This is a genomic window from Marinobacter sp. SS21 (assembly GCF_028369065.1).
Taxonomy (GTDB): Bacteria; Pseudomonadota; Gammaproteobacteria; order Pseudomonadales; family Oleiphilaceae; genus Marinobacter.
Map to the genome: position 1 here is coordinate 147595 of NZ_JAQNDA010000008.1, position 20445 is coordinate 168039.

The following is a 20445-nucleotide window of genomic DNA, read 5'->3' on the forward strand; positions in this document are numbered from 1 at the left end:
GGTGATTCACCGCGGCATCTCCAAAGGCTTCACCATGATCGAGATCCTGGTGGTACTGGTGGTGGTCGGTCTGCTGGCCGCCCTGGCGGTGACCAACATGGGAGGTGCCAGCCAGCAACGGGAGCTTGAAAACCAGGTTCGTGAATTGTTCCTGTTGATGCAGACCGCTTCCGAGCAAGCCATTCTCAATAATGACGAATTGGGCCTGCTGTTTACCGATGAGGGCTACCAGTTTCTCGTGTTCGATGACGAGAACGACGAATGGAGCGAGCAGGGAGAGCGTCTGTTCCGTCCGCGGAATTTTCCGGAATGGCTCACGGTCACGCCGCTGGTGGAGAACGAACTGCCCAGGCTGGGCGGGGATGAAGATGCCTTTCGTCCTGATCTGATGTTCTTCTCCAGTGGCGAGACAACGCCGTTTGAACTGGAGTTTACGGTGGGTAGCGATTCCGATTACGTACACCGTATCGTTTCCGATGGCCTGTCTGCGATCGAGTGGCTTCCTCCCGGTGCGCAAGAGGGGGAATCTTGATTCGAGTAAAGGGCTTTACCCTGATCGAAGTGCTGGTGGCCCTGCTGGTGTTTGGCCTGATCGGTACCGCCGCGGCGCAGGTGGGGAGCCAGTACATCACCAGCTACGAGAGGGTTCGGGATAAAACCCTGGCGCTGTGGATTGCCGACAACCGGATGAATGAAATTCGTCTCGCTGACGCCTTTCCCGACATTTCCGAGAACACCGACGAGCTCGATTTTGGCCAGTACCGTTGGCAGGTGCTGACCTCGGTGAAAGGAACCGCCGAGCCTACCATTCGTCGCGTGGATATTAGCGTTTCCCGGTATCCGGACGAATACGCCGACCCCATTCCCGTTCATTCGTTGTCCGGCTTCATCGGAGATCCACAATGAAGCCGGGCACGCCCATCACACCCTTCGTTGGCAAGCCGCGGCGGCGGCAGTCCGGCTTCACCCTGATGGAGGTGCTGATCGCCGTGACCATCACTGCGATCATCGGGCTTGGGGTGTGGCAGGTACTGTCTGGCGTGATCGCCTCCCGCGACCGGGTAGACGACGTGGCCGGCAAGTTTGACGGGCTGCAGAAGGCCTTTCTGCTACTGGAGCGGGATATCACCCAGGCGGTCAATCGGCCAGTTCGTAACGTTTATGGGGATTTTGATCCGGCTTTGACCAGTCGCGGCGATCAGTTCGACTTGATGCTGACCCGTCAGGGTTGGCGCAATCCCCTCGGCAGTCGTCGCTCCGAATTACAACGTGTCGCCTACGAATTTACCGGCGAGGAGCTGCGGCGGCGCTACTGGCAGATGGTGGATCAGGGGCAGGAGGATACCAGTCGAGACCAACTGCTGCTTCAGGATCTGAAGAGATTCGAGGTTCAGTATCTGGACGATGAGAACAACTGGGTGGATGAGTGGCCGACCCAGGAGGCCCTGAACAATGCCACCGACCGAGGCATGCAATCCCTTGGTCTGCCCAAGGGGCTGAGAATTCGGCTGGAGCATGGTCGATTTGGTGAAATAGAGCGGCTTTACGTGCTGCCATCGTTTGATCGCCAGGCGCTGCAGCGTCAGGTGGACGATCAGAATGTCCCGGCCAATGGGCAGTCGGGGGAGACCGACGAGCAGGGCGAACAGGGTGAACAGGGCGAGCCGGCGGCAGGAGGCTCGCAATGACCGCGTTCAGCCCGGTCCGGCAGCAGCGCGGCGTGGCCTTGATTATGGTGCTGCTGGCGATGGCGTTGGTGATCATGTTGACCGCCGGCATGACCCAGCAGCAGAGCGTGCGGATATTCCGCGCTGGCCATTATCTGGCCCAGCAACAAGGGTACAGCGTGGCTCTGGGTGCCGAGGAGTTTGCTCAACAGATCCTGTTTAAGGACTACGAGCAGGACAAGGACGACGGCGCCCTGGTCGATAGTCCGGACGAACCCTGGTCGCAGTACTCCGCGATTTTGCCCCTGGACGACCAGGGGGTGGCGGAGGTGCAGATCGACGACCTCAGCGGACGCATCAACCTCAATGACCTGGTCACCGCCAGCGGCGATGTTGATGCCATCACCCGTGCTCGCCTGGAGCGATTGCTGCAGGTGCTGGATATCAACACGGTGAAGGTAGACGCGCTTATCGACTGGCTCGATGCCAATGACGAGACTGTCAGCGCTTCGGGTGCCGAAGACGGGCTTTATCTGGTGCAACAGCCTTCTTATCGGGCGGCCAATCAGAAGTTCACCAGCGTCAGCGAATTGCTGCTGATCATGGGCATGACCGATGAGGACTACCGGAAACTTCGCCCTCACGTTGCAGCGCTGCCGGTGTCCGGCCTGGGGATCAATGTTAACATGGCGACCGCAGCCGTTTTGCAGTCACTCCATGAAAGGCTGACGCCGTCCCAGGCAGAAGCTATCCTAGCCAAAGTGAAGGAAGAGCGGTTTGAAGAGATGGCCGACTTCCTGGCATTGCCAGAGTTTGCCGGCCTGGGGATGAAGGCGGACAGGCTGAGTCTGAACAGCCGATTTTTTGACGTGGTTTCCCGAATCACCTTCGACAACCGCACCGTGAACCTGGTGAGCACCCTGTATCGCAGTAGTGACGGGAAGTTTCAGATTGTCGCCCGGGACAGCGGTCAGAAACACCGAATCGATAAGCCGCCTTTCGCCGTGTCGGAAGGCTGATCGTAATTCACAGGCATAGCACAAGGACGCCTAACACCATGACTTATCGCTTATACGTTCAACCCGAGCAGAGCCGGGAGGACACCGGCCCCGATCCGGCCGGCCTGGCCTTCAATTGGGTGTTGCTCGATGCTGGCGGCGATGTTCAGGCCCATGGTGAGGCGGATTCCAGGGAAACCATCGAACAGACCCTCGCCCAGAACGCCTTGGAGCACGTAGCCCTGTACGCGTTGGTACCGGGGGACGAAGTGATTTTCTGCCTGGCTGACATTCCCGCCAAGCAGGCTCGGTTCATCCGCCAGGCGCTGCCGTTCGCGGTGGAGGAACAGTTGGCCCAGGAAGTGGAAAGCATGCATCTGGCCCTTGGCAGCAAGGGAGAAACAGGCTATCGGGTGGCTGCGGTCGACCGTCGCACCATGGCCGGTTGGACGGCGGTGTTCTCGAATTGGGAACATGTCAGGCTTGTGGCGATGTACGCGGATGCGTCGTTGCTGCCGGTACAAGGGCGTGAGTGGGTCATCTGCCTGGGGGCGGAGACAGCGCTGGTGAGCAGTGGTCGCGGCGAATGGCTACGCATGGCGGCCGCCAATCTGGAAATGTTCATGCACACCCTCGCCATGCCGCAAGAGGACGAGGTCAAGGCGGAAGTTCGGGTTGCCCTGTACGGAACGGAGGACGTACTGAATCAACATGTTGCGCTGGAGGGGGTGTTGGCCTCTGACTCGACGCTGAACTACAGCCAGGAAACGCTGGAGGTCTCGCCGGTAGAGCTGCTTGCCCACGCCCACTATCAGCATCTGTGCGATCCGATCAACCTGTGTGAGGGGGAGTTCGCGGTGAACGGTGGTCGTCGCAGTGCGCTGCGGCCTTGGCGACCACTCATCGCAGTGGCCTGCACCTGGTTTGTGCTGCAAGTGGCCCTGGAAATCGGTACAGGCATCTATCAGCAGCAGCAGGCGGAGCGACTCGAAGATCAGGCCATGGCCGTTTATCAGGAATTTTTCCCATCCGATCGACGCACTCATGCCGGCAATGTGAGACGGGTAGTGGGCGGTCAGCTGCGGCAACTGGATGCGACCGGTCAGAGTGCCGATTTCCTGTCGTTGATCAAATACGCCGGACAACAGTACGCCAGTTTGCCTGGCAAGGAGCGCGTCAGCTTCAACTCCATTAACTATACCCAGTCCCGCGGGGAACTGGTGATGGACCTGCGCGCCGACAATTTCGACAAACTGAGTGCGTTGCGCAACGGTTTGGTGCAGAAAGGCCTGGAGGCGGATATCGGGTCCGTGGTGAATGAACCCAGCGGTGCGAGAGGCCGCCTGACAGTTTCTGGAGGTTAAGCCGGTGCTTGCGAAAATTAAGGAACACCCTGCGATCGGCAAGCTCATTGCGCAATACGACCAGCTGCCCAAACGTGATCAACAGGCGCTGTTAGTGCTGGTGGTGGCGGTGCTGCTGGCCTTTGTCTATTTCGGTCTCTGGCGGCCTGCCGCCGGTTATCATGAGCGAGCCGCCGATGCGAAGGACAACGCCGAAGCCTTACTGGCGTGGATGCAGGAAAACCGGCCGGCCCTTCGGCAGCTGGCGCAGTCCGGGGGTGATCCGGGCGGAGCATCCCAGCTGACCGACAGCCGGGCACTGATGTCGACGGTGACACGGACTGCCGGACAGTCTGGCCTGTCGCTGAACCGCTTTGAACCCAGCGGCGATTCCGCCATACGCGTATGGCTCGAGGACGTACCGTTCAAGAACGTGGCGTCGTGGCTGGAAGGGCTGAGCCAGCAGTACGGTGTGGTGGTCGATCAGGCATCCTTCGATCGGGGAGATGCCCCAGGACTGGTGTCGGTGAGGCTTACCCTGGAGATTTGATGCCAGGGTTCCGGAGGCGGGCGATGTCGCCTGCCGTTTCTTTTGGGGAGTGCAAAGATGGCAGGCAGTAACCCAGGCAGTCAGTTCCATCCAGAGGCGGCGATCGTCCGGCTCGATGAAACCGCTCGCAACGAGGCCAAATCCATCCTGTTTCAGGCCTACCGGCACGAACCGACGTTCCAGTATCTGTTCGATCACCGACGTCCAGGCTATGAACAGCGAGTGCGCGCCACCATACGGGAACTGATCGGCCTCTACTTCGAACTGAATCAGGAAGCCATTGGGGTGATGGTTAATGAAACCCTGGTGGCGGTGGCCTTCATTGGTGATCCTGAGTTGAGGCTCAACCTCGCGGACCAGTTCAGCTGGCGACTCAGAATGGTCCTGACCGCCGGCTTCGCCAGCACTCGCCGCTACCTGGAATACCATGACCGGATCAGGGCCATGCTGCCCCAGCCCCAGGCGCATCAACTACCGCTGATGGGCGTTCACCCCAAATACCAGAATCGCGGTTACGGCCGTCTGCTACTGGAAACGGTTCAGCGCCTCTGCGAGGACAATCCCCGCGGCAGCGGCTTGGTACTGGATACCGGTAACAGTCGCTACCTGCAATTTTACGAGTCGGAAGGCTTCCGCAGCCTGGGTAAAGTCAAACTCGGCGATTTTGAAGACCATGTTTTGTTTCGGGAAGTGCACAGGGCGGAGAACGCCGGTAGCCACGGGTAAACAGGCCTTAGGGTAACGTTTGGGGCTCCCTGGGGCTTCGATATCTGGGGCATTGCTCTTGGGAACTTTGACATTAGGGATGTAGGAGACAGCGTGTCTGAGCAACAGATGTTCGATTTGATTGTCATAGGCGCCGGCTCCGGTGGCGTCCGACTGGCCAGGATGTCTGCCCAGCGGGGGGCCCGGGTGGCGGTCGTGGAGTCCCGCTATCTCGGCGGCACCTGCGTCAATGTTGGCTGTGTTCCCAAGAAGCTGTTCGTTTACGGTGCCCACGTTCGTGACGAGCTGGAAGATGCCGCGGGTTATGGCTGGAAGGTGCCAGGCGAGCAGGTGGCCTTTGACTGGCCGACGTTGGTGGCTAACAAGAATGCGGAAATCGAGCGGCTGAATGGCATCTACCGGCGCATGCTGGAGTCGGCCGGCGTTACCATCATTGAAGGGAGTGCACGGCTGACGGACGCCCAAACCGTCATGGTCGGTGATCGCCGTTACCAGGCCAGGCACATCACCGTAGCCACCGGGAGTTGGCCGGTGGTGCCGGATATTCCCGGCAAAGAGTGCATTTTGACCTCCAACGAGATGTTCTACTTACCGCAGTTGCCCCGGCAGGCGGTGGTTTGGGGCGGCGGCTACATCGCGGTGGAATTCGCCGGCATCCTGGCCGGGCTGGGGGTTGAGACCACCTTGATCTACCGCGGTGAGCTTTTCCTCAGGGGGTTTGATGATGACGTGCGTCGCTTCACCGCCGAGGAGTTGGCGAAAAAAGGTATCCATCTCCGCTTCGGGGTGACGCTGGACTCGGTTCAGGCGGAGGGCGGTCACTACAACCTGGCGCTCTCTGATGGCTCCCGCCTCACGACTGGCTTGGTAATGGCCGCCACCGGGCGGCGAGCCCTGACCGAGGGACTGGGACTGGAGGCGCTTGGCGTTGAGCTGGAAGCATCCGGCCATATTCGTGTCGATGAACACTTTCAGACCAAAGTGCCCAATATCACCGCGCTGGGCGATGTGATCGGCACCCCCCAGCTGACTCCGGTGGCCCTTGCCCAGGCGATGGTGCTGTCGCAGCGGTTGTTTGGCGATGGTGGCGGCGAGATGGACTATCAGCATATTCCCACGGCGGTATTCTGTCAGCCCAACATCGGCACCGTGGGGCTGACCGAGGCAGAGGCGAAAGCCGCCGGCCATCAGGTGGTCATCTACCGGTCAGAGTTTAAGCCGATGAAATACACGCTGAGTGGGCGTCAGGAACGTTGCTTGATGAAGCTGGTGGTGGACAAAACAACCGATCAGGTGCTCGGCGCCCATATGGTTGGCCCCGATGCCGGTGAGATCCTGCAGGGGCTGGCTGTGGCGATCAAGGCCGGAGCCACCAAGGCGGAATTCGACAGCACCATTGGTATCCACCCCACGTCGGCGGAAGAGTTTGTCACCATGCGGGAGCCAGTGGCCGACCACTGAGGGCGGATTCAGAACCGTATCCAGCGGCTGAGCACTGCCCGGAGGTTTTCCTTCCTTACGGGCTTGGCCAGGTAATCGTTCATTCCCGCTTCCCGGCATGTATTCTCGGTGCCGGGCAGAACGTCGGCCGTCAGCGCGATGATGGGTACGCTTGTGTGGCCATTCTGTTGCTCCCACTCCCGGATCGAACGGGTGGTTTCATAGCCATCCATGACAGGCATCTGGCAGTCCATAAGGATCACCGAATAGTTGAACTGAAGGGACTGCACGCGCTCAAGGGCATCCTGCCCGTTGCTGACCGCATCGGTTTCGAAACCCAGCCGAGTCAGTAGCGCTGTGGCGACTCGCTGGTTAACCGGATTGTCTTCGACCACCAGGGCCCGCGACGTTGCGCCGTCGGTCATGATTACCCGTGACTGTGACTGTGACTGTGACTGTGACTGTGACTCGTCGGTTGTGCTATCGGTATCCAGCTCGAAAGGGAGCTCAAAACAGAAGGCCGAGCCCATGCCCAGATCGGTGTCCACTTTGATATGACCGCCCATTAACTCAACTAGTTTCTGCACCAGGGCAAGACCAATACCGGTGCCGCCGTGGCGACGGGCGTCTGAGTTGTCTAGCTGCTCGAACGTCCGGAAAATTTCCTTCATGCGTTCGCTGGGAATGCCACTGCCTGAATCGCGCACCGTGCACTGTAGAACCATGCACTGGTGCTCCAGATGGTGCCATTCGGCCTGCACCGATATGGTGCCTTCCTCGGTAAATTTAATGCCGTTGTCCAGCAGGCCGGCCAGAACCTGGCGAAGCCTGGGGGCGTCGCCCCTGACCAGGGTGTGTCCTGGCCAGTTTCCGCTGAACTGAAGTGATAGGCTCAAACCTTGCTGCTCCGCTGCATGACGGAAGGTGGCAACGCAGTTTTCGATGACTTCCCGGATATCGAAGTCGTGGTAGTCGAGCGCCAGCTGGCCACGGTCCATGCGTGAGAAATCCAGAATGTCGCTGATTACGGTGAGTAGATCCTCGGTAGAGCGTTTAGCAGTGTGCAGGTAGTCTCGTTGTTGTTCCGTCAGTTCGTCTTCCGTAATCAACTCAATCATACCCAGCACGCCGTTTAACGGTGTCCTGAGCTCGTGGCTCATCACCGCCAGGAACTCCGATTTTGCCTTGCTGGCCGATTCTGCTCGCTCCCGTGCCGTTTCGGACGCCGCCAGAGTTTGGTCGCGGGAAGACTGGAGGTTCTGCATGTGCCGGGCAAGGGAATTGAGGTTTTTCTCAAGCTCGATGATCTCGGTGGTATTGTGCAATCGCTTGATGGGGACGTTTGCGTAGTCTCCACCAATCAATGCGGTCACCCGATCCGCCAGGTCCTGCATTGGTCCAACCAGGCTGGTCAGGCTGCGACGCACAACCAACACGGTGAAAAATAGCAAAGCCAGTCCGACAATGAACGACGACCATAGAATGTCCCGCTGTTTGGCGGCAATGACCGCTTCCGACACGCCTACTTCCACAGCCCCAATGCGGATGGCACCGCTGGAGAAGCCATAGTTCGGCTCGAACCAGCCGGTGCTGCGTTCCGTTCCCATATCGAGGGGGAGTTGCAGGATATCGGCGATAAACACCTGCCCCTGGCTGTCGTCGATTTCACCGTCATCCTGCTGGACCGTGCCCACGGTGCGGCCCGTTACGTCCTTGACCCGGATCCAGTTGACCTGACTGCGCCGGATTGATTGTTCCAGGGTTTGCTGGAGTACCTGGGTATTGCCTGAAACGACCGCGTACTCCACCGCCGGGGCCAAATTGTCGGCCAGCAACTGGCCGCTGTTGAAGAGGTCCTTGCGGGCGTCGTCGAGTCGGGCCGAGGTAAAGAAAAACATCAGCACCAGAAACATCAACAGGGCGGGGAGAATCCCCAGCCAAAGCAGATGCCGACTGAGTGATCTGGAGGCTCGCTTCCTTAGCGTCATGGCGCTTCCTCCTCAGTACCGGCGCCGAGCAGTGATTTGAGCTGGGCTTCCAGTTGGGAAGCCTCGGGAAGTGGAATGTTGAGTGAGCGGGCTACCTGCTGATTGATTTCAACGCCAAAATCCTCTGGATGCACGGCCGGCGGTAGCCGTCCGGACTGCAAAAAGGCCTTGATGTGCCGGCTGGCCGCTCTTGCGATATCGTCCACTGGCGTGTACGTGGTGGCCAGCACGCCCGCGCGCACGAAGGCCCGCCCGGGACCGATGACGATGCGATTGCGACGGTAAGCCGTCAGTAGAATGTGTTTGATGGTACGTGGGTTGTAAATGGCGTTGTCGGATACCGCCAACAGATAGTCGCCGTAGGTGAGGGCTCGCGCCAGTGAGGCGATGAGATTGTCCTCACTGTCGACGGTAAACAGTTTCGCTTTGAGGCCGTAGCTGGCCAGCTCGTCAATAAGTTGATCGTAATTGGTTTCCTGCCCGGGTCGTACCAGCATTGACACCTGGTTGCCATGTGGCAGGATCAGGTGACCGAGCAGTGCCTGTCTGAGCAGCGGCGGATCGTAGTAGATGGCCGACAGCGGAGGACCATTACGATTGGCGTAGTTGGCGAACTGGTCTTCGTCGATCATCAGCGCAAGCGTTGGCGGACGGGTGGACTGTTGCTGTACCCGGCTCAGCGCTCGGTTGCCCAGGGAGACCACCAGTGCCTGTGGTTGAGCCTGGCTGATGGCTTCAGTATATGGCCTGACCTCAATCCGGTCGCCAAGCGTTTGCTTGAGCAGTTCGATGAAGCGAATGTTGAAGGCCGCATTGTCCGATCCGGCAACCAGCACCAGGTGGGAGAAGCTCTGATCCGTGGGAACCAGTGACTGCGCTCCGGCCGAACTGCCCACAAGCAGTGCCAGCACAGACATCAGTGCAATTAGCAGACGTCGGGCACGGCCTGCCAATGAGGTAGTCAATGTCTGTGGGCGATTGGTCATTACCAGCCTTGGTAATTGCACGTCTGTACGATACGGCTTTGGCTCACAGAAGCCTGATTAAAACCTTAAGCCGGCTTCCAGAAAGACCTGATTCCTGTCCTTGATGATGTTGTTTCTGCTGATGGGCGGTATGTCATGCAGGTAATACTGGAAGATCACCGCAACATCGTAGTTAAGTCTAGGGGTATATACGTTTTTTACCAATCGAAGGTCGGCTCGCTCAAATTGTCCGCGGCGGAACTCGTCGACAAAATAGTAGGCGAGGGCAGAGGAGATATCGAACCCGTATTGTTGAACCCAGACCGCGCTACCGGAGTGTCGTGCGGTGAGACGGCTTTCCAGATCGATGAATTCCTGCTCGTCCGCTACCGGCTCCCCGGTGTACTCACCATCCTGATCCATATAGGCGTAGGTGAGCCGGAGCTGGGTATCGGGGTATTCCAGGGAGGTTTCCACCTCAAAACCTTTCTGGTCCAGGGCGACGTTGTTATCCAGATCCCATTCCCCCAGGCTCAGGTGGCCACTGATGATGTCGCGCAGGTGATCGTAGAAATACTTGATCTCGGTGGACAATAAGCCATCGCCGACCCGGAATTGGCCAAAGTAGCTGATCTCCCGGGAGATGATACGCTCCTCATCGAGCGTCCCGGGTGCCTGGAATACCGGGCCGACTCTCATGCCCTCCAGGAAAGCGAGCGCGTCCGGCTCGACATTGGTGGCACGATAACCCCAGTCTGCGCCTTGTTCGAAGGCATCCGGGGTGCGCACCGCCTTGGAGAAGACAAACCGCAGGGTCTGGTTTTCGGCCAGCTGGAAGTTGGCTGCGAACCTGGGCGAGATCACCTCGTTATCCAGCGTGTTGGAATCCTCCCAGTTTGCCCCGACGTTAAAGGTGAGCCACTGGATGGGGGTGTACTCGACGTTGCTGAACAGGCGCGATTGATAGTTGGAACCGTTGCCATTGAAGAAGGTATCGGAGTTGAAACGGTCCTCCCGATAGCCTAAGCCGGACACCAGTCGCAGGTCTGGATTGAGGATAAGGGTATCCTGAATCTCGAGTTCCAACCGGGATTCCTCAATGTTCTGATTGGTGTCGGCGCAAAAACCGAACCCTGGCGGACAGGTCCGCCACTTCTGGTGACGGTCGTAGTTCTGGTAGCTGGCCTGTACATGCAGGTAGTGGTTCTCCAGCGGCGCGTAGTTCCAGCGAGCCTGCAGGTAGTAATCCCGCACGTCCACGTCCGGGTCGGTGATGGCGCCAAATTCGTCTCCGATACGGCCTTTGTCTTCTTCATCGATGCCGTCGGTGACACCGGCGCGGAGGTCGAGGGAATGAACACTGCTCAAGGTCTTGCGGGCGTCGTAATTGAAAAAGTTCAGGCTGTAGCCATCGTGAACCGTTTCCCGCTCTAAGGTGTCATCGTTAACTTGAAAGTCGAACCCGTCCTCGTCCCGACGCTCGTAGGAGAGGCGCCAGCCAAAATCATCCGAGACGTTGCCTGCCGAGCCAAACACATTCTTGTGTCCGCGACTGCCGTAGGAAGTGTGCAGATTGACACCCTGGGTATCCTCCGGAGACCGCGTGATGATGTTGATGGTGCCCAGAAAGGCGTTGATGCCGTAAGCGGCGGCATTGGGCCCCCGGCTGATCTCGATGCGCTCAATGTTCTCCAGCGCAACCGGCATGGTATTCCAGTCCACACCAGACAGGCTCGGTAGATAGGCGGTACGGCCATCAATCAGCACCTGCAGTCGTCGCTGGTCGTAGGCCACCGTGCCATGGTAACTGGTGACAGGGCGATTGCTGCCGACGTAACCCACCGTCATGCCGGGAACCAGCCGGAATACCTCAACCAGATTGAGAATGCCAAGGTCTCGAATAAGCTGACCCTGGATAACCGTGGTGGTGCCAGGTACCCGGGATTTGGGCTGGCGCAGTTTGGTGGTGGTGAGGACTTCCGGTACCGGGGCTTCCAGCAGGAAGCCGTAATCCTCAGCAAAGGCGTCCGAGACATCGAGTGCGGCCACCAGGTTGTCGGCGAGCACCTGGGCGGGTACGGAGCTCAACGGGGCCAACAAAGCCGCGGCGAGATACTTTTTTATGTTCGGCGTAAGCAGGGACATGGGGTAGTCTTATACAGGTATCGATAACAGCTTGGGCGAAGGGGGCCGACCATTGTTGTCGGAGCGGGAGGCCGCCCGACATAATCGGGTCAGCCTGGGAATGATAAGTCAGTCACAAACCTGTGTCTTCCCGAAAGCTTGTTAATTGCTGCAAAAAGTTAATTGCCCACAAGACGATGTAAGGAGTCAGTGTAGATGAGCTGTTGGGATGTGCTGGGAATTGAGCCTACCCGTGACCCGGGGGAAATCGAGCGTGCCTATCGGCAGCAGGTCAAGTTCGTCGAGGCCGCCAACGCCAGGCAGTTGGATGACGCCTACCGGGACGCCATGGCCCAGGCCGGGCAAGCAGCGTACCGGCCAGCACAGGCTCAGGAAACCAGGGACGACATTTCGGGCAGCCAACCGTCAGCGGCGGAATTGGGCGCGGCCGAGCACCAATTGGTACGGGAGGTCGTCATCCAGGTTAACGCGCTGTTAAACGACACCGCCCGCAGCGGTGATGTCGGTATCTGGAAGGCTGTATTGACCGATCCCCCAGCCGACCAGGCGCCGTTAAAGCAGGCTATTGCAGGCAAGCTGGAGGGGCAGTTGAGGCCCATGGCCCGCCAGGGCGACCTGGCGGCGGACGTCGCGAGTTTTCTGGCGAGCTGGTTTGGTTGGGACGACGTTGCCGATTCGGAAGCGGTGGGGGCATCCGTCCCGTCGGAACAGCCGGCATCAGCCGGGCGCTCAGAAGGCCTTGAGCGAGTTGAAGGAGAGCAGCAACAGCCCGCGGGCAATTTCTGGCCCGCGGCGATTGGCTGGATTGTGGCGCTGATCGTGCTCACCAGTCTATTCAGCAACTTAACGGGCCAGTAACTGAGTCGCTCGTCGCAGCCGTACCCGCCCCGCTTCGGCAAGGCGCGGGTGCGCCGGGCGGGTTACTCGGGAGCGCTGTGGGAGGCTTCGATACGGGTGCGGTAGCGCTGGGCGAGGACCGCGCCAATAATCACCTGGATCTGGTTGTAGCACATGATGGGTAGCACGATCATGCCAAATCCGGGATGGCCCGAGAACAGAACCTTGGCCATGGGCAGGCCCGAGGCCAGGCTTTTCTTGGAACCACAAAAAACCACAGCCGCTTCGTCTTCCAGGCTCAGCCCAAGCCAGCGGACGATGGTCCGTGCCACCAGAATCAGCAAACCCAGCAGCAGGACGCACAGCCCTATCGCAAGCAGGATGGCGCCAAGCGGCAGTTTGTCCCACAACCCGCTGACCACCGAGTGAGAAAAGGCCGAATAGACGATCAGCCAGATCACACACTGATCGTACCGGGAAGCCAGCGATTCATGCCGGGCCAGAAAGCCTCCCAACCATGGCCGAAGCCCATGACCGATGGCGAATGGCAACAGCAGTTGCAGCGCAATGTCTTGCAACGCCTCCAGCACCGAGAAGTCTCCGCTGCTGGTGGTACTGACCAGGACGATGAGCAGGAACGGGGTCAGCATCATACCGAAAACGTTGGACGCCGCCGCGCTGCATATTGCGGCAGGCACGTTGCCCCGGGCCATGGCGGTGTAGGCAATCGACGATGACACCGCCGACGGCAACACCCCCAGATACAAAAAGCCCAGCCCCAGATCCTCGGGAATCCAGCGTGGTGCCAATTGGTTGATTGGGAGCACTGCGAGGGGGAAGAATACGAACGTGAGGCTTGTGATGACCAGGTGAAGGCGCCAATGACTGGCCCCGGCAATCACCTGGTCCCGGGATAGGGCCGCGCCGTGCAGGAAGAAGAGCAGGGCGACCGCCAACGTACCGGCATCGGCTAACCAGTAGGCGGCAGCGCCTCTTACCGGTAAGAACGACGCCAACACGATGGCGCCGAGCAGAAGCAGGGTAAAGCGATCAATGTTCAGTTTCATTGACGACCCTGGCGCTGGTTTTGAGCCCGCAGGACATCGAGGCAGGGTTGCAGCAGTGCCTTGGCCAGCTGGGATGCCCGGTTGGCGTCCTGGCGACGAATGGCGGCCAGTAACAGTTCGTGCGCTTCCTGGGACGGTTCCGGCAGGCTGGTATCCAGTTCGGTGCGTTCAATGGTGCGGGTGATGGTATGGGCAAAATAGCCATACAGTTCCGTTAGCGCCGAGTTGTGGGAGGCCTGCACAACTGCGTGGTGAAAGGCGTTATCGTGCCGAATGCGAGCTGGAAGGTCGTCACCGGCCTGAGCGCGTCGGTCGAGGGCATCGGACATGGCCTGCAACTCCTCGCTGGAGCGGCGACAGGCGGCCAGGCCCGCCGCTTCCGCCTCTAACATCTGGCGCACTTCCAGTTGATCCTGTAATTGGGCACGTTCAATACGTCTGAGCGCCGCTCCGGCGTCACGCGTTGCGCGCACATAGGTGCCGTCGCCCTGACGGGTTTCCAGCATGCCGACGTGTACCAGTACCCGAACGGCCTCCCGCACGGTGTTGCGGCTGACGCCGAGGGCGTCCGACAGTTCGGCTTCCACCGGCAGGCGGTCACCGACTTGCCACTGACCGCTTTCGATGGCATTGCGCAGCGACTCGAGGGCGTTGTCGACCAAGGAGCCCTTGGCGATGCGTGTCAATTTCATGACTGAAAAGATCCTAAGAAACTATGATCCAATCATCCTATGAATATCGAGAGGCTTCAACCCCTGAATTGCGGGGTACTCTGCCAGAAGCGTGAACAAGGGGATGGGCGATCGAGGATCGCCCAATGCAAAGCGCTGTGTGGGCTTAGTTCTCAGTGGGCAGGAAGTCGAAATCCTTCAGGTTTACAGCCCGAGTGGCGTGTCGGTAAACAAACGTGAAACCTGGCCAGTTGATGGTGTTTTTGCCGTTTTCATCCCGGTACCAGGAGGTACAGCCCGCATCCCAAACGGTGCCTTCGAGGCGAGCCTGAATGGCATCCACGTAGCTGCGCTGGCGCTCGGTGCGCACGTTCATGGCGCCGGCATCCTTACGCTGGAGGGCCTGCAGGCAATCCATGATGTAGGTGACCTGAGATTCCAGCATGTAAACGATGGAATTATGGCCGAGGTTGGTGTTGGGGCCATACAGCATGAACATATTGGGGAACCCGGATACGCAGATGCCTTTGTAAGCCTCGGCGCCATCCTGCCAGGCATCGTTCAGAGCCTGGCCCTGGCACCCGGTGATGGTCATGGGGGACAGGAACTGCGTGGCTTTAAAGCCGGTGCCATAAATGATGGCGTCCACTTCATGGCGCCGACCGTCCGTGGTAACCACGGCATTTTCCTCAATCCGCTCAATGTTATCGGTGATGAGGTCCAGATTGTCCTGGTCGATGGCCGGGTACCAATCGTTGGAAATCAGTATGCGTTTACAGCCAATTTTGTAATCCGGAATTATGTTCTTACGCTTCTCCGGGTCGCTTACCTTGCGCTTGGCTTCCCAGCGGGCCTGCAGGGCGAGCAGTTCCAGTACCGAGCCGAAGCGGGTGAACGCCAGCGCCCGGCTTTCGTTCTTCAAATAGATTAATGAGCGATACAGGCGGTCATGGGCCGGCAATTTCTTGAACAGCCACTGCTCCCAGGAATTGAACGGGCGATCGGCTTTGGGGACGACCCAGGCGCCGGAGCGCTGGAACAGCTTCAGGTTCTTTACCTTCGGTACGATCTCCGGGACAAACTGGATAGCGCTGGCGCCGGTGCCGATCACCGCGACGGCTTTGCCTGTGAGGTCATAACTGTGGTCCCAGCGGGCCGAATGAAACACTTTACCCTTGAAGGTTTCCGTGCCTTTGATTGAGGGGTAGGCGGGCTGGTTCAGCTGGCCGGTGGCGGTCACCAGTACGTTGGCTTGCTGAATCTCGCCGTCGGCAGTTTCGATGGACCAGAGATGGCTGGTTTCATCGTAGCTCGCTTTCACCACCTCTTTATTGAAGCGGAGGTGGGATTGCAGGCCAAATTTCTCGACACAGTCCTCCATGTAGCCCTTGATTTCCTGCTGCCGGCTGAACTTGCGGGACCAGTCGTGCTTGGGCTCGAAGGAATAGGAGTAGAGGTGTGACTGGACATCGCAGGCCGCGCCCGGGTAGGTGTTGTCCCGCCAGGTGCCGCCTACGCCGCTGGCCTTCTCCAGCAGGACAAAGTTGTTCATCCCTGCTTTTTTGAGCTGAATCGCCATGCACAGGCCGCCAAAGCCGGTGCCAATGATCACCACGCTCGGGGCGCTGGTTCTGCTGTCGGTCATTACCTAAGACTCCGTAATACTCAATAACGTTACTGTGGAGTATACGGCTACGGCTTCTTCAGGCGCATGACTTGTGGGGACAAAAATACCAACCGCAAAGGCCAATTGATTTGGCCTGGCAGGAATTTATGGGGCCTACTGAGTGTATAGCGGGGGGGGGGGGGGGGGCTGCATGCCGGCCTGGCGTGTGCCAGTATGGCGTGCTGTCGACAACCGGAGTATTGGTGGGCGATCCGCAAGCTCCGGTTTGGCCGATATAAGGGAGGCATCTCTGGCCCTTGGTTGATAAGATTCCGCCGACACCATAATGGGAGTTGTACCGTCGTGCCATTATATTGCAAGCGTAGGCCAGCAATGGGAATCAGAGCCTGGGGGATGCACATTGAAACTTAAGCATCTATTGATCATCGCATTCCTGTTGATATCAGCATTGCCGCTGTTTCTCGGCCTGAAGTACCTGAATCAGCAGTCGGGCAACCACACCCGGGATCTCTATGCGCAGCACCTCTCTGCCCTGTCGAACATCGCCAAGCAGCGAATTCTGACCGCGGTTGATCGCATAAAGGACAACACGGCGTTGGTGTCCAGCCGAACGCAGATGCGGATCAGCCTCGCCCGCTGGAATGCCACGTCGGGCGTGGCGGATCAGGAAAAAATCACCAAAATCATCCACGATGCGAAGAACGGGCTAGCGCACATCAAAGACATCAGCGTCTTTGACCGAAATGGCCGGCTGGTGGCGACGACGGCTTATCAGGCCGACATTGAGCAACTCGATCTCCGCCTCGAATCAAGAGCATCCATCTCGCTCACGTCCGGCGAGCCCGGGTTGCTTGCTATCAGCACCGCGCCTTTGCTGTTGAACCATGACACGGTGGGCCACATTCGGCTGACGTTCTTCCCGGAATTCATTCTCGAGCTGGTGAGAGACCGAACGGGATTGGGAGAAACCGGCGAGTGGTCGTTTGCGGTTCGCCACGAAAGCGGCGATGCGTTGTTTGCGGTACCGCTTAAGTACGATCACCAGGCCGCGTTTACTCGACGGGTGTCGAGCGATCGGCTGGATGTTCCGATCACTCAGGCTCTGCTGGGCAATGAGGCTCTGATGAGCTGGGCGCCAGATTACACGGAGCAGCCGGTCATGGCCTCGACCCGTTACATCAAAGAGCTAGACTGGGGGCTGGTGGCAAAGATTAACGAAGCAGAGGTGAATCAGGTTATCAACCGGAACCTTACGCTGATTTATGCGGCTGAGATGGTGATCATCCTGATCGCGCTGGTTGTGGGCATCGTGCTGTCGTACTTTATCGCCAAGCCGATCGAAAAGCTCAGGGCCCACACCTCAAAAGTGGCCCGAGGTTCCCTGGAAGAGCCTCAGATGATGGGTGGTTGGCGGGAGGCCCGAGAACTGACTGCGCACTTTTCGTTCATGATCAAATCGCTGCGGGAACTTAACGAAAGCCTTCAGCTTAAGGTCGATGAGCGAACCAAAGAACTGAACGAAGCTAACCTGAGATTGGAGCAGCTGGCCATCCGTGATCCGCTGACGGGACTCCATAACAGGCGTTACCTGGACGCGCGTATCAGCGAGGAGTTCGAGCGGGCCAAGCGGTACCAACACCCGTTGTCGGTGGTCATTCTGGATATTGATCACTTCAAGTCCGTCAACGACACCCACGGTCATGGGATGGGCGATGAGGTACTGAAAAAGATCTCGAACCATCTCAAAGGCGCCATACGGGATTCCGATATCCTCGCACGGATTGGCGGCGAAGAGTTTTGCCTGGTATTGCCCGAATGTTCGCCCAAGGCATCGTTGGCGTTTTTGGAGCGGGTCCGGGTGAATATTTCAGAGATCGAATTCAGGTCTGACGACAAGGTCTTCAACGTGACCTGCAGCTTTGGCGTTGCTTATCTGAAGTCCTGTAGCGATGCTCCTGCGGAACTGATAAGTCATGCGGACGCAGCCTTGTACCAGGCCAAAAGGACTGGCAGAGATCGGGTGGTTCAACATGCCGCCCAAGCCGAGCCCCCGGTAACTGCGGACCCATAAGGCGGGTCATTCCGGGGCGACCTACAGGCCTGTCACCGGGGAGTTCTCCACCGGAGCCGGCCTGACCTTCGAAGCATTCGAGCGTTGCCAGCGCTCGCCTGGGCCTTAGGGCGAGGGCGGCGTTGCCAGCCGTTTGCCGGAGACGCCGCCATTCAGCACGAACTGAGCAGCGCCTCCGGCAATCATCCCCCAGAAGGCAGACCCGATATCCAGCAGCGTCACCCCGGAAGCGGTGACCAGGAAGGTGATCAACGCGGCTTCCCGCTGCGCTGGCTCGCCAAGGGCGCTGGCCAGTCCATCGCCAAGGGTGCCGAGCAAGGCCAGGCCAGCAATGGCAAAGATGAACTCCTCCGGGAAGGCCGCGAACAGCGAGCCCACCGTAGCGCCGAACAAACCCACCAGAAGATAGAAAGCGCCGGCGGCGACACCGGCCACGTAGCGTTTGGCCGGATCTGTGTGGGCTTCCCTGCCTACGCATATCGCCGCCGTGATGGTGGCCAGATTCAGGGCGTAGCAGCCAAAGGGGGCCAGTGCCGTGGTGGTGGCCCCGGTCCAGCCAATCAACGGTGCGGCGGGTGCGTTGTAGCCGGCGTTACGCAAGACCGTGAGCCCCGGCACATTCTGAGATGCCATGGTCACGGCAAACAGGGGCAGGGCCACACCCACCAAGGCCGACCAGCTGAACACCGGCGCTACGTACACCGGGGTGGCCAGGGCCAGCTCGACCTGGCTGAAGTCGAGAGTGCCGTGGGCACCTGAAAGCGCCGCCCCAAGGCACAAAGGCGCCAGGATCGCGTAGCGGGGAACCAGCCTTTTGGCCACCAGGAAGCTGCAGAACATGCCAGCGACAAGGCCGAACTCGCCATTCATCGAGGCGAAGGTATTGAGGCCGAATTGCAACAGGATGCCGGCCAGCATACCGGCGGCGATGGGCCGGGGAATCCGGATGATGATCCGGTCGAACAGCCCGGTAAATCCGCACACGGTGATGAGCACACCGCTCACGATGAATGCGCCGATGGCTTCGTTCATCGACACCCCGGCCGCGGCGGAAATCAGCATGGCGGCGCCGGAGGTTGACCAGGCGGTGGCGATCGGCATGCGGTACCTCAGGGACAGGCCAATGCCGGTCAGCCCCATGCCCAGGCCGAGCGCCAGCATCCAGGAGCCAATCTGTTGCGGAGTCGCGCCCAGGGACTGCGCGCCCTGGAACACGATCACCGCGGAACTGGTGAACCCCACCAGCACCGTGATAAACCCGGCGTTGATCGCTGACAGGGACAGGTCTTTCAGAACATTCATAATCAACACCAACCTTGTCTATCGCTTGGAGCGTTGGGACACCTGCTCGCCGGCAACGCCCCAGTTGTCCAGGCCGATTTCATTGATCACCACAAAGGTGCTTGCCGGATCTTTTCCGAGCACTTCCCAGAGCAATCGGGTGGTGCCTTCGATCAGTCGGGCCTTGTCTTCTCGGGTCACGCCGGTATCGGTGATTTGAATGTTGACGTAGGGCATCTTCGTTCTCCTGGTTTGGCCAAGGCCCCCGCTTGAAGCGGGGGTGTACTCCGTAGGTGAAGTCTGCTTTCCATCCGGGGGATGTCGAGCTCAGGCAGCTTGCTGGGCTTCCTCATCCGCAACGGCTTTCTGGAATGCCGGATGCTGCCTTACCTGCGCCAGCATCCTTTCCACATGGCTGCCCAAGCGGATGTCGACCGGAAACAACCCGCCCCATTCCGCATAGACGGCCAGCATCATGTCGACCACGCTGAGGTCCGGACCGCAGGTGAAGGTTGACGAGGCAAGCCTGGCGTCAACGATGGTCCAAAGCTGCTCGATCATCGCCGCCGCCCTGGTGAAGGCTTGCTGCTGTGCCTGAGGCTCGACGATGGCCTGGGCGATGAAGAACAGCCGACCGTAGGCTGGGTGCAGGGTCGCGTTGGCGAACATCAGTTGCTGCAGGAACGCGGCCCTGCCTGTGGCGTCGTCAACGCCCGGTAGGGCGCCGTGCTTGTCCAGTAGATACAGAATGATGGCAGCGCCTTCGCGTAGCACCAGATCCTTGTCCTTCAGAACCGGTACCTGGCCGGTGGCGTTGAGGTCGGTAAAGCCGGTGCTCTGAGTTCTGTCGCAGATTTCAACGGGGCAGCCGAGGTCATGCAGCAGCGCGTGGATGGCGCGAGAGCAGGCGCCGGGCAAGTAGTAAAGGGTGTACATGCGGGTTCTCCTTCTAGACGGATCGGATTCCTGAGTTATTCCGAGGTTCCTTAGAAAGCGAGAGGTTTGAATGCTCACCTCAAGTTTTCTGCAGCGAGTCTAGAATCGAGAGTTACCTTTGTATACCTAGTGT

Annotated in this window: 19 protein-coding genes; 10 read left to right on the forward strand and 9 right to left on the reverse strand. The window is 59.1% G+C overall.

Annotation, left to right across the window (positions count from 1 at the left end; genetic code table 11):
- The first annotated feature begins 1 nt into the window (after window position 1).
- The 8 genes from gspH (at window position 2) to gorA (ending at window position 6745) form a co-directional block, all read left to right on the forward strand.
- A complete protein-coding gene (gspH, locus tag N6L25_RS12490) occupies window positions 2–532 on the forward strand; it encodes a type II secretion system minor pseudopilin GspH (protein ID WP_271980818.1) in 531 nt (176 codons plus the stop codon).
- Entirely contained in the window at window positions 529–906 is a 378-nt protein-coding gene (gspI, locus tag N6L25_RS12495) for a type II secretion system minor pseudopilin GspI (protein WP_271980820.1), read from the forward strand. The genes gspH and gspI overlap by 4 nt, the downstream gene beginning before the upstream one ends.
- A complete protein-coding gene (gspJ, locus tag N6L25_RS12500) occupies window positions 903–1688 on the forward strand; it encodes a type II secretion system minor pseudopilin GspJ (RefSeq protein WP_271980822.1) in 786 nt (261 codons plus the stop codon). The genes gspI and gspJ overlap by 4 nt, the downstream gene beginning before the upstream one ends.
- Window positions 1685–2686 carry a type II secretion system minor pseudopilin GspK gene (gene gspK, locus N6L25_RS12505; RefSeq protein ID WP_271980824.1) on the forward strand — a complete coding sequence of 334 codons (1002 nt, stop codon included), beginning with the start codon at window positions 1685–1687 and terminating at the stop codon, window positions 2684–2686. Before gspJ ends, gspK begins: the two co-directional genes overlap by 4 nt.
- A 38-nt stretch (window positions 2687–2724) precedes the next feature.
- On the forward strand, window positions 2725–4029 hold the full coding sequence (gspL, locus tag N6L25_RS12510; RefSeq protein WP_271980827.1) for a type II secretion system protein GspL: 1305 nt from the start codon (window positions 2725–2727) through the stop codon (window positions 4027–4029).
- A 4-nt stretch (window positions 4030–4033) separates the two neighbouring features.
- Window positions 4034–4558: a type II secretion system protein M gene (locus tag N6L25_RS12515; protein ID WP_271980829.1), complete on the forward strand. Its 525-nt coding sequence runs from the start codon at window positions 4034–4036 to the stop codon at window positions 4556–4558.
- A gap of 57 nt (window positions 4559–4615) precedes the next feature.
- Window positions 4616–5284, forward strand: a complete 669-nt coding sequence (locus N6L25_RS12520) for a GNAT family N-acetyltransferase (RefSeq protein WP_271980830.1) — start codon at window positions 4616–4618, stop codon at window positions 5282–5284.
- Between the two features lie 108 nt (window positions 5285–5392).
- Window positions 5393–6745, forward strand: a complete 1353-nt coding sequence (gene gorA / locus N6L25_RS12525) for a glutathione-disulfide reductase (protein ID WP_271980950.1) — start codon at window positions 5393–5395, stop codon at window positions 6743–6745.
- Between the two features lie 8 nt (window positions 6746–6753).
- Here gorA and N6L25_RS12530 read toward each other — a convergent pair whose 3' ends face one another.
- The 3 genes from N6L25_RS12530 to N6L25_RS12540 are packed head-to-tail and all read right to left on the reverse strand — an operon-like array spanning window position 6754 to window position 11822.
- Window positions 6754–8712 (reverse strand): ATP-binding protein, encoded by a 1959-nt coding sequence (locus N6L25_RS12530; RefSeq protein ID WP_271980832.1) that lies wholly within the window; start codon window positions 8710–8712, stop codon window positions 6754–6756.
- On the reverse strand, window positions 8709–9698 hold the full coding sequence (locus N6L25_RS12535) for an ABC transporter substrate-binding protein (RefSeq protein ID WP_271980834.1): 990 nt from the start codon (window positions 9696–9698) through the stop codon (window positions 8709–8711). Before N6L25_RS12535 ends, N6L25_RS12530 begins: the two co-directional genes overlap by 4 nt.
- Before the next feature lie 57 nt (window positions 9699–9755).
- Window positions 9756–11822: a TonB-dependent receptor plug domain-containing protein gene (locus N6L25_RS12540; RefSeq protein WP_271980836.1), complete on the reverse strand. Its 2067-nt coding sequence runs from the start codon at window positions 11820–11822 to the stop codon at window positions 9756–9758.
- A 195-nt stretch (window positions 11823–12017) separates the two neighbouring features.
- On the opposite strand from N6L25_RS12540, the gene N6L25_RS12545 reads away from it, so the two are divergent.
- Window positions 12018–12680, forward strand: coding sequence for a J domain-containing protein (locus N6L25_RS12545; protein WP_271980838.1), 663 nt, complete (start codon window positions 12018–12020; stop codon window positions 12678–12680).
- A 62-nt stretch (window positions 12681–12742) separates the two neighbouring features.
- On the opposite strand, the gene N6L25_RS12550 is transcribed toward N6L25_RS12545, so the two are convergent.
- From N6L25_RS12550 to N6L25_RS12560, 3 genes are all read right to left on the reverse strand, one after another.
- A complete protein-coding gene (locus N6L25_RS12550) occupies window positions 12743–13726 on the reverse strand; it encodes a bile acid:sodium symporter family protein (RefSeq protein WP_271980840.1) in 984 nt (327 codons plus the stop codon).
- Complete coding sequence (locus N6L25_RS12555; protein ID WP_271980842.1) at window positions 13723–14418, reverse strand: FadR/GntR family transcriptional regulator; 696 nt, start codon at window positions 14416–14418, stop codon at window positions 13723–13725. Before N6L25_RS12555 ends, N6L25_RS12550 begins: the two co-directional genes overlap by 4 nt.
- 145 nt (window positions 14419–14563) lie before the next feature.
- Window positions 14564–16042, reverse strand: a complete 1479-nt coding sequence (locus tag N6L25_RS12560; RefSeq protein WP_271980845.1) for a flavin-containing monooxygenase — start codon at window positions 16040–16042, stop codon at window positions 14564–14566.
- Window positions 16043–16424: 382 nt separating this feature from the next.
- Between N6L25_RS12560 and N6L25_RS12565 the strand changes: the two genes are divergently transcribed.
- Complete coding sequence (locus tag N6L25_RS12565; RefSeq protein ID WP_271980847.1) at window positions 16425–18095, forward strand: sensor domain-containing diguanylate cyclase; 1671 nt, start codon at window positions 16425–16427, stop codon at window positions 18093–18095.
- A gap of 105 nt (window positions 18096–18200) precedes the next feature.
- Here N6L25_RS12565 and N6L25_RS12570 read toward each other — a convergent pair whose 3' ends face one another.
- The 3 genes from N6L25_RS12570 to N6L25_RS12580 form a co-directional block, all read right to left on the reverse strand.
- Complete coding sequence (locus N6L25_RS12570) at window positions 18201–19397, reverse strand: benzoate/H(+) symporter BenE family transporter (RefSeq protein ID WP_271980850.1); 1197 nt, start codon at window positions 19395–19397, stop codon at window positions 18201–18203.
- A gap of 18 nt (window positions 19398–19415) precedes the next feature.
- On the reverse strand, window positions 19416–19613 hold the full coding sequence (locus N6L25_RS12575; RefSeq protein ID WP_271980852.1) for a tautomerase family protein: 198 nt from the start codon (window positions 19611–19613) through the stop codon (window positions 19416–19418).
- 90 nt (window positions 19614–19703) lie between these two features.
- Window positions 19704–20312: a glutathione S-transferase family protein gene (locus tag N6L25_RS12580; RefSeq protein ID WP_271980854.1), complete on the reverse strand. Its 609-nt coding sequence runs from the start codon at window positions 20310–20312 to the stop codon at window positions 19704–19706.
- Between the last annotated feature and the right edge of the window lie 133 nt (window positions 20313–20445).